Origin of the sequence: Heyndrickxia faecalis (genome assembly GCF_040267745.1) — a bacterium.
GTDB classification, from domain to species: domain Bacteria; phylum Bacillota; class Bacilli; order Bacillales; family Bacillaceae_C; genus Weizmannia; species Weizmannia faecalis.
In genome coordinates this window covers 1,160,998-1,175,688 of record NZ_CP158453.1, presented here as the reverse complement: position 1 = coordinate 1,175,688, position 14,691 = coordinate 1,160,998, and the positions used below count along the sequence as shown (strand labels likewise).

Annotated in this window: 16 protein-coding genes; 3 read left to right on the top strand and 13 right to left on the bottom strand. The window is 46.7% G+C overall.

All coding sequences use genetic code 11. The features are described 5' to 3' along the window. Positions 1-13: 13 nt before the first annotated feature. Together ABR335_RS05440 and ABR335_RS05435 are read right to left on the bottom strand one after the other, a co-directional pair. Positions 14-1,222 (bottom strand): Ger(x)C family spore germination protein, encoded by a 1,209-nt coding sequence (locus tag ABR335_RS05440; RefSeq protein WP_230951736.1) that lies wholly within the window; start codon positions 1,220-1,222, stop codon positions 14-16. Further along, positions 1,222-2,880, bottom strand: coding sequence for a spore germination protein (locus ABR335_RS05435; protein ID WP_061086871.1), 1,659 nt, complete (start codon positions 2,878-2,880; stop codon positions 1,222-1,224). Before ABR335_RS05435 ends, ABR335_RS05440 begins: the two co-directional genes overlap by 1 nt. Before the next feature lie 117 nt (positions 2,881-2,997). Between ABR335_RS05435 and ABR335_RS05430 the strand changes: the two genes are divergently transcribed. Continuing rightward, positions 2,998-3,225: a hypothetical protein gene (locus tag ABR335_RS05430; protein ID WP_035184158.1), complete on the top strand. Its 228-nt coding sequence runs from the start codon at positions 2,998-3,000 to the stop codon at positions 3,223-3,225. 48 nt (positions 3,226-3,273) lie between these two features. On the opposite strand, the gene ABR335_RS05425 is transcribed toward ABR335_RS05430, so the two are convergent. The 4 genes from ABR335_RS05425 to ABR335_RS05410 all read right to left on the bottom strand — a co-directional run bounded on the left by ABR335_RS05425 (position 3,274) and on the right by ABR335_RS05410 (position 7,808). Further along, complete coding sequence (locus ABR335_RS05425) at positions 3,274-5,244, bottom strand: M17 family peptidase N-terminal domain-containing protein (protein ID WP_350346643.1); 1,971 nt, start codon at positions 5,242-5,244, stop codon at positions 3,274-3,276. 74 nt (positions 5,245-5,318) lie between these two features. After that, positions 5,319-5,933, bottom strand: a complete 615-nt coding sequence (locus ABR335_RS05420; RefSeq protein ID WP_014097548.1) for a 3D domain-containing protein — start codon at positions 5,931-5,933, stop codon at positions 5,319-5,321. Between the two features lie 256 nt (positions 5,934-6,189). Then, positions 6,190-6,507, bottom strand: coding sequence for a YuiB family protein (locus ABR335_RS05415; RefSeq protein WP_014097547.1), 318 nt, complete (start codon positions 6,505-6,507; stop codon positions 6,190-6,192). Positions 6,508-6,587: 80 nt separating this feature from the next. Beyond that, on the bottom strand, positions 6,588-7,808 hold the full coding sequence (locus ABR335_RS05410) for an NAD(P)/FAD-dependent oxidoreductase (RefSeq protein ID WP_035189657.1): 1,221 nt from the start codon (positions 7,806-7,808) through the stop codon (positions 6,588-6,590). A 354-nt stretch (positions 7,809-8,162) separates the two neighbouring features. Here ABR335_RS05410 and ABR335_RS05405 point away from each other — a divergent pair, with 354 nt between their 5' ends. Next, positions 8,163-9,158, top strand: a complete 996-nt coding sequence (locus tag ABR335_RS05405) for an NAD(P)/FAD-dependent oxidoreductase (protein ID WP_071452010.1) — start codon at positions 8,163-8,165, stop codon at positions 9,156-9,158. Between the two features lie 44 nt (positions 9,159-9,202). On the opposite strand, the gene ABR335_RS05400 is transcribed toward ABR335_RS05405, so the two are convergent. The 6 genes from ABR335_RS05400 to ABR335_RS05375 form a co-directional block, all read right to left on the bottom strand. Continuing rightward, positions 9,203-9,523 (bottom strand): hypothetical protein, encoded by a 321-nt coding sequence (locus tag ABR335_RS05400; protein WP_225620907.1) that lies wholly within the window; start codon positions 9,521-9,523, stop codon positions 9,203-9,205. Between the two features lie 11 nt (positions 9,524-9,534). Then, on the bottom strand, positions 9,535-10,338 hold the full coding sequence (locus ABR335_RS05395; RefSeq protein WP_225620908.1) for a TcaA second domain-containing protein: 804 nt from the start codon (positions 10,336-10,338) through the stop codon (positions 9,535-9,537). A gap of 3 nt (positions 10,339-10,341) precedes the next feature. Then, entirely contained in the window at positions 10,342-11,031 is a 690-nt protein-coding gene (locus ABR335_RS05390; protein WP_080666395.1) for a DUF5105 domain-containing protein, read from the bottom strand. Beyond that, a complete protein-coding gene (locus tag ABR335_RS05385; RefSeq protein WP_051357540.1) occupies positions 10,952-11,413 on the bottom strand; it encodes a DUF4352 domain-containing protein in 462 nt (153 codons plus the stop codon). Before ABR335_RS05385 ends, ABR335_RS05390 begins: the two co-directional genes overlap by 80 nt. Positions 11,414-11,992: 579 nt before the next feature. Beyond that, complete coding sequence (locus ABR335_RS05380; RefSeq protein WP_013860122.1) at positions 11,993-12,355, bottom strand: HesB/IscA family protein; 363 nt, start codon at positions 12,353-12,355, stop codon at positions 11,993-11,995. A 172-nt stretch (positions 12,356-12,527) separates the two neighbouring features. Further along, positions 12,528-12,872 carry a YuzD family protein gene (locus ABR335_RS05375; protein WP_014097542.1) on the bottom strand — a complete coding sequence of 115 codons (345 nt, stop codon included), beginning with the start codon at positions 12,870-12,872 and terminating at the stop codon, positions 12,528-12,530. Between the two features lie 141 nt (positions 12,873-13,013). Between ABR335_RS05375 and ABR335_RS05370 the strand changes: the two genes are divergently transcribed. Next, a complete protein-coding gene (locus tag ABR335_RS05370) occupies positions 13,014-13,250 on the top strand; it encodes a NifU family protein (RefSeq protein ID WP_014097541.1) in 237 nt (78 codons plus the stop codon). Between the two features lie 326 nt (positions 13,251-13,576). Here the strand turns inward: ABR335_RS05370 and yutH are convergent, their stop codons facing one another. Next, the gene (yutH, locus tag ABR335_RS05365; RefSeq protein ID WP_014097540.1) at positions 13,577-14,587 is read right to left on the bottom strand and encodes a spore coat putative kinase YutH; all 1,011 of its coding nucleotides are present in this window, start codon (positions 14,585-14,587) and stop codon (positions 13,577-13,579) included. Positions 14,588-14,691 lie beyond the last annotated feature (104 nt).

Sequence of the window (14,691 nt, the reverse complement as noted above, 5' to 3'; positions counted from 1 at the left end):
TCACCAGGCCCTATTATTTTAAATTTGAAAGGAATGGATTTGTCCGTAGTTCAGAATTGGCGATGACGACATCTGCATGTACTTTCACTTTTAAATGGGCAAAACCATTTTCATTCCAATGATGCTTTAAACTGTGCCACTCTTTCGGGTACTGGCGGTAAATCATTTCCCCGAAGCCGAACACATCACATTGCTCGCGCTGCATATGTCGGATGCCTTTGTTGATTTGCTGCTCCACATTTTTTTCGTATGCTTTTTCAATCCGGACCATTTCCTTGGAATCCATTACATCAAGCGGCACATCGACTTCTTGTAGCTGACCTGCAAGGCGAATGTGAATATGCATTTCCGGCTTCCCGTTTTTCATAACCGGTTTCATTCCGATAATCGTTTTTCTTACCTGCAGCCCGAGCGCACGCGGATGATGTGCCCAGTCTATTTCAAGCGACGTCATTTTTGTTTTTTTCAATAGCCATGTAATCGTACGGGCATCCTGTCCGCCTACCCAGTCAATCAATTTTCCATGTTTTAAGATCCCGATTCCGCCGCTCGTTAAGTATGCGTCCAGTTTTGTTTGATTCTGGCTTTCCTGCTTTCCTCCTTTTTTCGGATCCCCCATCAGCTTGAAGCTTCCCACTACCGCTTCTTTTCCTTCCGTTGTAAAGTCATATAAGATATCGGAAACATCTGTTTTTATTCGCCCACCGACATTTTCTTCCGCATCTTCCAATGTTTTATTGATTTTATTGGTCGGAATATGGTCAATCGGCGTCATCACCTGAAGAATATCTTCCGCCTTACCTTTGCGGGCAATCAGAACGGAAGCAGTATTGCGGAATTCTTTACGCCTGTCAAAAGTATCAATAACCGGATAGATGCCATTTTCCGCCAAGTTTCTGCCAATCAAGAGAACGTTTGTATGAGAAAAATATAGTCTCCTGGAAATTTCCTGGTCTGAAGCGAGAATGGCTTCCTCAATCGTTTTGCCTTCCGTCTGATAGATGGTAACAGGAGGACCCTGCCCGCCGCCGATTTGCATGCCGCTTGGAATGTTTAAGTAATTAACAATTTGATAGGTCAGCAAATAATGCCCGTTCTCAAGCTGGTCAATGCCAATGGCGCTTACAAAGGCAATATCCGTTAACTCTTTATGGCTCCAGCAGCCTGTCAGCAAAAAAGAAGCCATAAAAAGGGCAACGGCCGTTTTCCATCGACTGCTCATCATGGTTGCTCCCCATTCGCATCATTTTTTTGTTTCGGCGGCATTGGCTTTTGATTTTCTGCCTGGCGGACGATATTTTTCTGGCTGAAGAGACGCGGCCTGGCGCTCATCGACCACATTGGCACGCGGATCACCGTATCACCGGAGTTGGAACGAATGAAAGGGGCAATCGGCGCCGTGTATGGCACGCCGAAAGACCGCAAGCTGGTCAAATGGACAACAAGCGCAATCATCCCAATAATGATGCCGTAAAAACCGAAAGTAGCCGCCAGAAGCATAAAAACAAAACGATACAATCTGGCTGAAACAGCAATGAAAAAAGAAGGGGTAGAAAAACTGGCGATGGCCGTGATCGATACCACAATGACCATTGCGGGAGAAACAAGTCCGGCCTGCACTGCCGCTTGCCCGATGACAAGCGCCCCGACAATCGAGACCGTCTGGCCGATCGGTCGCGGCAGACGGAGTCCGGCTTCCCGGAGGATTTCAAATACAATCTCCATCCCAACTGCCTCGACAACAGCCGGGAAAGGAATCGTCTCCCGCTGCGCCGCGATCGTGAAAACAAGCTGTGTCGGGATAAGTTCCTGATGAAAGGTTGTCACGGCGACATAGACAGCAGGCCCAACAAGTGAGATTAAGTAGCTGAGCACCCGCAAAAAGCGGAGCGCTGTCGCAATGTCAAATCGTGTATAATAGTCATCTGCCGACTGGAAAAATTGGATAAAAACAGCAGGCGCGAGCAAAACGAACGGCGTGCCGTCCACAACGATGGCGAAACGGCCCTCCAATAAATTTGCCGCCACCACATCCGGCCTTTCCGAATGGTACATTGTCGGAAAAATGGTATACGTTTTATCTTCAATGAGTTGTTCAATATAGCCCGATTCAAGAATGGCATCGATTTTAATCGTGTTTAACCGTTTACGGGCTTCTTCAAGGATTTTATCGTTTACAATTCCTTTTATGTACATGAGCGCAACATCGGTCTGAGTCACTTCCCCGATTTTAAAGTTCTCGATCCACAGATTCGGATTTTTAATCCGTTTACGAATCAACGATGTGTTGACACGTAAAGATTCGGTAAAACCTTCACGCGGCCCGCGTACAGTTACTTCGGTTGAAGGCTCTTCAATCGCTCGCTGTTTCCCGCCCCTTGTGCTGATGCTTAATCCGCCGTATACGCCGTCAATCAGTAAAATGGACTGGCCACTCAACAGCTCCGAAAACAAGTCATTCCAATTCATGACCTTTTTTACACCGCCAATTTTAATGACGTGCTTTATGATGCTGTCGAGTATATTTTCACCGTCCAAATACCCGTCGATTTCCGGATTACCCATCAAGATTTCAAGCAGGTTTTCATTGATCATTTTCGGATCATACAGGCCATCAACGGATATAACGGCAGCCGGTAAATCATTGCCGCTTCCAAGCATGATTTCATGAATCACAATATCAGAACTGTTCCCGGTTGTTTTTTTCAACTGTTGGATGCACGTTTTTAAATCGGTGCCCATGGTCAAACACGGGATATCCGTTACAGTCCCGCTCGTATCATTCCCGCGCACAGGTGTTTTCTGCACATCCCCGCTTTTCTTTGCACTTTTGTTTTTATTTTTTGCAGCGCTTCTCTGTTTTTTCCACCAATATGGCATACCGATCCTCCTTTTCGCCCGTGCATGACTGTTTGCAACGGAGCACAAACTACTGATGAAGACATCTTGTTGTTAGTATGTTTCGATTCGAAAAAAATATGAAAGGAATTAGCATGCATGAAAATCGCTTTCCTGACCGGGATTGTCGCACTGGTCCTCTATGTCTTCATCGCTGGCATTGATTTTTATATGACGAGGGACCTTATTAGCTCTATCTACCATCCGATCGGTACCTTCGATACTTTTTATCCTATTGAAAAAGGCGTGCTGATGTTATGCATCATGGCGCTCATATTTAAAATCACAATCGGTGTGTTGAAACAGAAAGAACGGCTGCAAAAATGAAGAATCGAGTAGGAGGCTAATCATGATTCATTAGCCTCCTACTCGATTTTAATCCTGTTCTGCCATCTTCTCAGCCAGCACGGCCAGTGTCCGTACCATTACACCGGTTGCGCCGGCCGGGCCAAGATCGGTTTCTTTCCCTGTTAAGGCGGTTCCTGACATTTCCAGATGGACCCACGGGGTGTCTTCCGCAAACGCCCCGATAAAAGCCCCGTTTTCGATCACGCGGCCTTCGCTGCCCGGCCAACCGTTCAAATCGGCAATTTTGCTGCTTCGTACGTTCTCTATGTCCGCTTCCGTTACAGGGAAGCGCCAGATGAATTCGCCTGCTTCCTTTGCAGATTCCAGTACTCGTTCAAAAAAAGTATCGCAATTGGCAACAGCGCCCGTTTTATCACGGCCGAGCGCCGAGACCACGTCCATTGTCAAGGTGGCAACATCCACAATTTGACTTGCACCATATTGTTTCGCATACGTTACGGCATCTGCAAGCATCAGCAACCCACTGGCACCGTTATCCCGCACTTCAATCGTTTTACCGTTCATGCTCGTGATGACAGTGCCCGTTTCAACAGGCATTTTACCCTGTCCATCGTTTGCAGGAACGCCCCCTGTGGTACCGTTTATGCGATTACCGGTTACGGGAAGTACCGCCACCACGTTTTTTGCCGGTTTCCGTTCCCCGACCACTTCCATGGCACCCAGAATAGCTGCTGCCCCTGCCATGCCTACATTTGCACCGGGTGTGCAACCATCGATCACGGCGCCGGTTCCGACAAGTGCAAGCACATTGCCCCATTCTCGTTCGCCCGCATATCTCAGCACGATCATGTTCGGCGGCTCTTTTGATTCCCCGGCCGCAGCCAAAATCGCCCCCATTCCAAGCTTTTCCATCTCCGTTTTTTTAAGGATTTCCACTTCAAAAGCGTATTTTTCAGCAAGTGATGCGGCGTATTCCGCGAGACGGACCGGTGTCCAAATATTCACCGGCGTATTGACAAGCGTTCGTGCCGTATTCACGCCTTTGCCAAAAACGTACCCACGGTGCAGGGCAGTGCCCACTGTTTCCCCGGGGAGATCGGTATTACGGTATGTACCCGTTTGAAGACTGGCGTTTTTAACCGGCCGGCCTTTTGCTTTTCCGGCGGCACCAGCATGTCCAATGTTCTCCGGTCGGATCTCTGCTTCCCCAGCGACATTAACATGCTCTGCGTTTCCCAGCCGGCCTTCTGTTTTTCTGGCAGCACTCGCTTGTTCGGCGTTCCTCAACCTGCCTTCTGCTTTCCCGGCAGCACCCCAATGAGGATTGGCGTTTTGAATCGGTTGTGCACCTGCTTTTCCGTTGACACGAACGTGTTCGGCGTTTTCCAGTCGGGCCTCGGCTTTTCCGTTGGTACTAACATGTTCGACGTTTTCCGGTCTCCCGGGGCCACTAACATGATCTGCGTTTTCCAGTTGGGTTTCAGCCTTCCCGGCAACCCTGGAATGAACATTTGTGACGTTTTCCACCGGTTCCGGTTTTTTCCCGGCAGCCCGGATGTAAACCGCTACTTTTTCGAGCTGCACTTCCGGAATATTCGGCTGTCTTTTGTAACCGGCAAACTGGTATGCGGCCATGGGAGCGGCTTCACCGAGCAACTGCGCGGCTTCCTCCCCGTTGATTGTGCCGGCGCAAAACGTATCGAGAAAAACCGCTGCCGTAGCCCATCTCATTTTCAGGATGTGTTTCACTGCTTTTCCAAACATCCTTTTCAAATGTTCTTTTCTGATTTTTTTCGGGTTGCCAAGCCCGATAAACAAAAGCCGTTTTACAGGCAGTTTTCCGAGGGTATGAATGACAGAAAGGCTGCCGGCGTGCGCGGATAGATCGCCGGATTTTACCAGTTCCGTCAGTTCCCCGTCGAAACGGTTGTCGAGTTTTTCCAGCAAGCCGTCAAACTTTTTTGGAACTTGCTGCAAGCCGATTACAAGGCAGTCTTCCCGGCATTCAAACGGATCCCCTGTACAAATTTCAAACATACAACCACCTCTGTTCCATTATAGCCGTCCGCTTGAAAAAAACGCACAAAAAAAAGCGCAACCGGCATTTTGCGCTATTCTTCCGTTTCCGGTCTAATATATTGCTGCCGGAACACTTGCATCGTTTTGTTTTCGTTCAGTTCAGCCAGTTCCTTTTCAGTCAGGGACCCGTCCCCCATTTTAATAATATACACATCAAGCGTCTGTTTTCCCCATTTCTTGTAAACATCCGAAACCGTTTCAAAATACAGATCGAGCCGGTTCCCTTTTATGGCGGATCCTGTATCGGCCACAACACCGAAATCGTAGCCTGGGATATAAAGGACCGTCCCGATTGGAAAAATGGATGTATCGGCAGCAATCGTTGAATATAAATCCCGTTTCACTTTCACCCCGGAGTAGGTGATGCCGTAGCCGGGATGATCGGGACTTTTTCCGGTCGATTCGGCCCCTGCCGTATACCCCGTTGCTGTCACTTTCTTTTTCGGGTAATTGCTCCAGTCATAGGCATCAAGGGATGGCTGCGGCTGGCTCGCGGCAATAGCGGCCAATCCTTTTTCCAATGTTGAAGCAGGTGCCGCTTTTGCAGCTGCTGCTTTTATCCCCGAAAGCGCCTGGAAAGTGGAAATCATTGCCCATATGAATAAAATGGCCATCAATAAGCGGATCATCCATTTTTTCATGTTCAATTGGTTTCACTCCTCTTAGGGCTATTGTTTCCCATGCCGTTACAAAATATGCGGGCATATTGGCAAAAAAACGACTGATCCGCCTGCCATTTTTTCGCGACAACTTATTCCGCCCACTCTCTGTTCTGAAAATGGCTCTTCCAAAAAGCGCTGGTTGATGTGCATTTTTTAAACGCTTTATCCGGGAATATTTGTGCCGGCTTTTGCCGGTCCGCCTCCAATTTGAAGGCAAAAAAAAGCTGCCTCAAAGGCAGTTTTAAAACATCCGGTATCCGTTTTTCCGGAGCGCTTTTATCGCAACACCGGCCAAAAGTGCCCCCGCAAGGCCGCTCGATAGCACGAGGGCATCCGATAAATGGATGGAAGCAAGATGCTCCCCAAGTTGCCGGAAAGCCGTCCCGGGATCGGTAAAATACCGGGAAAAAGTAATCCGGTCAATCATCGAAAGCGCAATGACCGGGTAAATGAAACAGAGAATCCAGGTCATCCGCAAAAGCATATTGGCAATAAAACCGATACCGAAAAACAAAACAAGAAAAAGGACCATCGAAATGATCAATACCGGTATACTCATAAGCCCCTCCGCATCCCCGTTATACATCTAGTTTACTGAAAAAACCGAATTTCGTCAAAAATAACGCGATGATATTTTTGCTATATAAAATTAAATTTTCCTTTCTTTAAAACAAGCCTCGTGCCGCCGATCATATACAAGGCACGATCATCCACGACTTTTTTCATAACAGAAGCAGAAGTGCCTTTCAGCTTTTTGCCAAACACAATGCCGATCGCATTGTCTTCCCCAAGGGAGCAAACAGTGCCTTTGTCATGAAAGGTAAAAGCTTCAAGGCTTTCTTCACCGCGGATCTTTTTCAGGAGGTTCCGTGCGCATATTTCTCCATGCTGCATGGCCATCTGTGCTGTTGGCGGGTACGGACGGTTTGTGTCCTTATTGATGATCAACGCACAGTCCCCAATCACAAACACATTCTCATGCCCCGGAACGGTCAAATCCGGATTGACTTTCACTCGGCCGCGCACCGTTTCAAACCCGGACGCATCAATCACGGTATTCCCGCGCACACCCGCGGACCAGATGACAGTTCCTGCCTTGATTTCATATGGCTCTCCGCCTTTTTTGCAGGCCCATACCCCGTCTTTTGTTGCTTTTTTAACCGCCGTACCAATATGGAACTCGACACCTTTGCTTTCCAAATACGAAAGGGCATAATCGACAAGTTCGCGGTCAAATTGCGGGAGGACGACAGGATTGGATTCAATCGAAACGATCCGCACTTTATCCCGCTGGATCCCGTATTCTTTGCAAAGCGCCGGAATCCGGTTCACCAGTTCGCCAAGAAACTCGATGCCGGTAAAACCCGCACCGCCGACTACAATGGTGAGACGGTTGTCATCTTTATCGAGTTCCCTTCGATAGGCATCGAACTGGCGCTCAATATGTTCCCGTATTTTTTGGGCAGCGCTTACATCTGTAATCGAAAAAGTATGCTCTTTCAAGCCTTCGATTCCGAATGTTTCCGCGTTGGATCCAAGTGCAATGACGAGATAATCATATGGTAACACTTCCCCGCCTTTTAACTCAACTGTGTTCGCGTCTTTTTTTATCCGCTTGACTTCCGCCTGCTTAAATTGCACTTTATTCTTATTTAAGACGTTTTGAATCGGGTAGTGGACCCGGTCATGGTGCAATGTGCCGGCGGAAGCTTCATGAAGCCATGTTGTTTCGTAATGGTAATCATTTTTGTTCACAAGTGTGATGTCCGCTTCCCCTTTTACAAGCTGTTTTTGCAGCCGCGTCACGGTCATGAGCCCGCCGTAGCCGGCACCTAGTATCACCACTTTCGGTTTCTCCATTTTTCTCACTTCCATCTCTTTATTTTGGACAGGCCGGTGCCTGTATGACAACATCATCCATTATTTGTGATTTTATTCACGATAATTGACACGTCAAATTTGTCACATGATTTCCATCAAATTGTCACAAAAAATACATATTCTCCACTTCAATCATATGCTTTTTACCCGCTATTTTCAATTGAAAACTGTACTAAAATAATAATAAAAATATTCTAATATATCACATCGCACCACGAAATTTTTCCGGACGCATGAATACCTACCTCCTTGCCTCATAGAGTTTTTTTGCCTGTGCGCTTGTGCCAAAATGTGCTATGATGAAGGAGAATGAAGCGTATTGGAGGGGTTTCGTTGAAGGAAGATCAAACCATTTATGATATAACTGTTATCGGGGGCGGGCCGACCGGCTTGTTTACAGCTTTTTATGCCGGATTGCGGAAAATGTCCGTAAAAATCATTGAAAGCCTGCCACAGCTTGGCGGGCAGCTGGCTGCGCTTTACCCTGAAAAGTATATATACGATGTCGCCGGTTTTCCAAAAGTGAAGGCAGCTGATCTCGTGCATCAATTAGAAGAGCAGGCCTCCATGTTCCAGCCGGTGATCTGCACGGGCCAGTCCGCAGAAAAGCTTGAAAAGAGTGAAGACGGCATTTTTACGCTGACAACTAATAAAGAAATCCACCATTCCAGAGCGGTCATCATCACTGCCGGTGTCGGCGCATTCCAGCCGCGCCGCCTTGAAGTGGAAAATGCTACACAATACGAAGGAAACAATCTGTTTTATTTTGTAAATGATATGGACCAGTTTGCCGGCAAAAGCGTTGCCATCCTTGGCGGCGGCGATTCCGCGGTCGACTGGGCGCTTATGCTGGAACCGGTCGCCGAAAAAGTGACGCTCATCCACCGCCGTGACAAATTCCGTGCCCATGAACGCACGGTGGAACAGTTGAAGCAATCGCTCGTGGAGATTAAAACACCGTTTGTCGCGAGCGAAGTGATTGGCGACGGGGAAAACATTTCCCGGCTTGTGATTGAAGAAGTAAAAGGCGAGGCGAAAGAAACGCTTGATATTGATGCCCTTATTTGCAATTACGGCTTTATTTCGTCACTTGGCCCGATTAAAAACTGGGGCCTAGAGATTCAAAAAAATTCCATTGTCGTCAACTCCAAAATGGAAACAAACATCCCAGGCGTTTATGCGGCCGGCGATGTTTGCACGTTTGAAGGCAAAGTGAAGTTAATCGTAACGGGGTTCGGGGAAGCCACCACAGCGGTCAGCAACGCGAAAACGTATCTTGACCCGAAAGCCCGCGTCCAGCCGATGCACAGCACTTCGCTGTTTGAATAAGGAAAAATCAAAATCCCGGATGGCTGCCCAACCGGGATTTTTGATTAAATATTGCTCTTATCGCCGCTCCGGACCCATTTCAGGACGGGGGCATTTTTTTGTTTCAGTTCTTTTTTGTTCTCCCATGCACTGCTTTCTGATCCATCCGCTTTGGCGTCTGCCGCATCATCCACGAGCCATTTTTTTGAATTCTTGTCATATTTAAGCGTATATTTGCGGAGGGTCTTGTAGGAATAGTCCTCATAATTTTTTTCTCCCGTATATTTGATCTTTTCGTTATAGGAAACGAGTGCTTCAATTTCCGCTTTCCAGTCTGCATCAAAATGGTTGATGCTCAGTTCATCCATATTTACGACGGAACCCAAATACTGGGAAGTCACTTCTTTACATAATCTTTAATGGCTTCAAACTGCGCCTGTTCAAGTGAAAAGTCTTCCTTAAAAGAATCGGTCGCGTTTGAAAGCTTATTGGCATCCAGTCCGGAAGTCGTATATACGCTTAGATCCTCGTTGAACTTGCGGATCGCCTCCAAAATCCCTTTTTGTACGTTTTCGCTTTTTTGGGCAAGGCGGCTGTCATCAACAATCATGCTGACTTCGGAATTTCCCCATAAATCCTTTTTCTCTTTTTGGAAAAAGGTTCCCAAACTGTTTTTTACCGTTACATTCGTTTGGTAAGTTCCGGGCAAAAGTGGGCCGTAAGTATGACTTTCTTTTTTTTCCGGAACTTTCATATTTCCGATTGACACATTAAGCTGGTCGTTGTCGCTTTGCCCGGTCACTTTTAAGTGGACGGTCTTCACTTTCAGCTTATAGTCGGGGAAAAATCCCCATTTCTTTCCGTCTTGAACGAGGCTGATCTGCTGGTTCGTTTCCGCGTAATTTTCGTCCTTTATTTGGTTATGAATGCCATCTCTTATCACCTGATAACTGTTTGCATTGGTTTTTAAATACCGGATCATGGCCTGAAGGGAAGTATTGTTCACCAATGCATTCGGATTGTCGGCAACAATCAGCCCTTCCAGCTGCTTCGTATCCTTTGTTTTGACCGCATTCTCGAACTTTTCCAGTACCCGGTCAGGTTTTGAAGCCTGGGAGAGCGCGATCCATATAACCGCAAGTACAACAATCACGGCTGCAGCTATGGCAATCAGCCATTTATGTTTCGTGAGTTGCGCCATAGGTTAATACACCTCTCCGCCTGCAAAAGCTTCTTCCAGCTCATTTGTATAGTCATTCTCCTGCCAAACCGTCCATTTTCCGTCTTTTTTCACCATGGAAACTTCTGCCGGGTCTTCAGCTTCTTTTGGTTCCATGGAACTGACAATGGAATCGAATTTGGAGAGGGCATATTTTTTTGCTTTTTCTGAATCGTAATTTTCGCTGTTATCCAAATATTCATCTGCATATTTTTCCACTTTTTCAGAAATATCGTCCATAGAAATGGTGGAATAGGTCAACTTTACGACCGCTTTATTTTTGTAGCTCGCAACGGCTTCCGCATCCAGTTTCGCTTTTTCGGCAGCGGCCGATTTGTAGGCTTCATAATACTTTTTCATATCTGCATCTGATATATCATCGGTAATATTGTCGTTAAAGGCTTTTTTAAAGGTTTTATACGCATCTGTCTGGACAGCTTCCTTATTCTCTGAAACATATTTTTCATAATCGGCATTGTCCTTGTTTAAATAAATGGTGTCTATATATGCCTTTAACGCTTTTGCCTGGTCCTGCAGGGAATCGTACGATTTACTGTATTTTTTGGTATCCAGCGCAAGTTTCAACTCGTCACTGTCATCCCCGCTTTTTTCCGTAAACGGCTGGATGCCCAATGTATATGTTTTGCCTTTTTTTACTTTTACCAGTACGGTCATCTTTTTTTGTATTGCCCGCCCCGATACTGCCGCCGCGTGAAGTGCCCATATCGAGCCGGGTGCTGTATATGTCGTCTTCTATGTTCACTTCTTCGTTGCCATCGTATAATTTAATATTGCTATATGGAGAGATATGGACCGTATCCGAAGACACATTTTTGATCTTTAAGTCAACGGCCAGGAGGTCTTTCTCACCGTCTTCCGAAACATCCGCATCGTCATCCTTCAACAGGGCATAGGACGCGTCTGTAATTGAAGCTTCAATTAACTTGTTTTTATTGGAAGATCCCCCTTCCGCTTCTGCTTTTTTATCTGATTTCCCGCAAGCAGCCAATCCCCATACCAATGCCAGAACAACAAGCAGCACATGCCATTTTTTCACTGCAGTTTCCCCTTTCCAATCTTCATTCTGCAGCTGATAAATCGCAGAATTTCCTTAACTTTTTATCGAACCCGGGGTACGGTTTTTTTATGTATAATGCGGGTAAAGGAATACATAACGCAGCTTCCCCCTCGACATTCCTTTCTCCCCCATTATGCAAGGACCAAGTTCCCTTCCCCTTTTTCCGAAAAATCCGGGCAAATGAGCAGCTAAGGTATATCTACCCTTTTTTCCATGAATAAACATATTTACGAAAAAGTATTTTATTTTTAATGACTTTGTAAAAAGTTGTGGCTTTTTAGCGCAAGGAAGGCGTTTATAAATGCGGATGTACAAACAGCGAAGGAAATTGGCGTGCCCGGACAGGAAGAAAACCGGAAGACAGGCGCTGGCTGGATTTTTTGAAAAGATTTTTGTGAGGCTTGCGAATGAAAGGGACTTTGCCAAAAAGGAGCTTAAATCAATTCAGCAGCGCAAAAGCCCCGCCTGTCATTGGCGGGATATCCTGCGCTGCTGCAATGAAATGGGAACCTTGCTGGCGTATAAATATCCTGTTTTTGCAGCATCACTTTAAATGCTTCAGCATTTTTCCGGTGTGCCGGCTTTTGTTTTAGTTTTAAATGAGGAGCCGCATCCGCAGGTGACAATCGCATTCGGATTATCGATCGTGAACCCGCCCCCTAAAAGCGACTGCTTATAATCGATGACCGTGCCGGTTAAAATCGGGGCGCTCTCATGATCGACGAGAATCCGGATGCCGTGCTGTTCGCCGACCGCATCGCCTTCTTTGATTTCGTGGTCAAGCGACAGGCCGTACGACAGGCCGCTGCAGCCCCCGCCGTTTACAGACACACGAAAATATGCGTCCTGCTCATCGTTTTGCTCCATCATGTCTTTAATTTGAAACGCAGCTGCTTCTGTAAGATGAATCACTTCACTCATTTTCCGAACCTCCTTTCCTTGATTATAACCATTTACACCGTGCAAAACAATGATTGCGTATCTCCCGGGCGCCGGGCAGTCTTAAAATGCGGGCTGCTTTATTTTAAAATTGCATTGCAACTCGAAAAATTCAACAAAGTCGCTGCTGTAAACGTTTTTTAATGAAAAATTTTTAATCGTGCGCTGCAAACGCATTTTCCGGGATATAGCCGTATTGCTCCATGACCGCATAAATTTTCTTTAGCCTTGGATTGCCTTCTGCCACCGGCTCGCCTTCAATGACAACAACCGGGTAAAACAGATCTTCATCCATCACTTTTTGCGCAAAAGCACGCACTTTTTGATCATCACCGGGTGCAAAAATATCGATATACTGGATGTCAAACGGCTGGCCCGGGTATTTCCGCGAAAGTGCTGCTTTGAGCCATTCAAATGTATCTTTAGAAGACGGCGCACCGACGCAGCTTGCGCATATTTGCTCCGCCCCGTAAACTTGAATCGTCACTTTTTTCTCCATCAAACCCGCACCTCTTCCGGGGATTTCTTATTCATATTGTACACAACAGCTTGCAAAAAGGAAAACACTATATCCCGTTTTTTTATGATAGATTTTTCTTGTAATCCTGTTTATAATGAGAAGTAAGAAAGGAGCGATCATATGCCTGCAGATACAATTACAGAACAAGTTCAGGAAGTATTGGATAAATTGCGCCCGTTTTTGCTCCGTGATGGCGGCGATTGCGAGCTGATCGACGTGGAAGACGGCATTGTTAAACTCCGCCTTTTAGGGGCATGCGGCAGCTGTCCGAGTTCCACGATCACGTTGAAAGCCGGGATAGAACGCGCATTGTTTGAAGAGGTTCCCGGCGTTATGGAAGTAGAACAGGTTTTTTAACGGGCAGTACGCGGTTTCCTATCAAGGAACCGCTTTTTTACTGGAATAAATTTTACTTGGACGGGAAGGTTCTCTGGTTATTCACGATGCCTGACATCCGTGCTTGCCTTCACTACGGGCCGGGCTGCATTCGGAAACCTGGCCGGCATGTGCAAGTGCTTGGCGGCCTTTTCTACTAGGTTTACTGCTGCATCGTGAATGGTTTTCTGAAACGCTCACCATGCCTGACATCCGCACTTGCCTTCACTACGGGCCGGGCTGCATTCGGAAACCTGACCGGAGATGCGTTTTAAACTTGCCGGCCTTGTCTACAAGGAGCCGCTTTTTTATCGGGCTTTGAGCCATGCCACCCTGGGAATATTGTATTTTCTTATCGGAACTTCCGAGAGCTCATAAAATTCAGCCAGAAATGCTTCGTATGCTTCTGCCCCCCGTACAATTTTCCAAAGCTGTTCCTCATGCATTTTTTGTTCTTTTTCGGACCGGGTGAGAAAATAGGTTTCTACACATTCAAAATAGTGAAGGGGAAACAGCAGGCGCGCGAAAATGAGCCGCCACGAAAAAGGCGAAAGCGGCGAAAGCGAAACATATTGCTGCAAAAACGCGCGGACATCAGGGCGGAACGTGTGTGTTTTCTTAAAATACTGCGCGCGGATCCACTCGGCAATATCCCTGCCTGCGTGGTCAAACACCCAGTCAAACGGGTGGTGGATGATAAATTTCCGGCCCCACGTTTCGTTTGAAAACCGTTCATGGCAAATGGTGCCGGCATCTCCCGGGCCAGGCGCCTCATCCATTTCCGTATCGACGACATACTGGATCGCATTTTCACAAAGCCCCATGTAATAGGGAAACGTTTCGGCAAACAGGCGTTCAAACGGGTGGTCGGGGTGCTCTTCTACTGTTCGGTACCATGCCTTTTCCATTTGTTCAAGGCGCATTTCCCAGTAATTTTTCCATTCGCCCATCCGGTTTGTTTCCGTTATCGTGGCGGAAAGCGTGCGGCCGCGCAGGTGGAATTTCGCAAGTTTCCTGCCCGTGCGCATATTTCCGGGCGCTTTTTTATAACGGTTTTCCAGTAAAACATAATCGCTATCCCCGTCTGTTACGAGAAATTTCTTTTCTTTAGATGGATAAAAGGCGGAAGCATAGCGGTCGCCATTCGTCACGAGGTGCCGGGACATTTCATATAATTCAACAAGCACATTTTCTGAAACATTTGTCACGGGAACGAGCGTATAAAGATTACCGTTTGCTTCATAGCGGACCTGTTTTCCGTCAAAAAAAGACTGCCCGGCGTCAATGCCGTAATATTTTTTCAAAATGGCCTGTGCCATCATCTTCCCTCCCCAAAAAATGCATTGCACTTTCTACATTATATGTGAAGGAACGTGTATTCTTGCTTGATCTCATAAAATCCATTAGAATGATCATGCTAAAG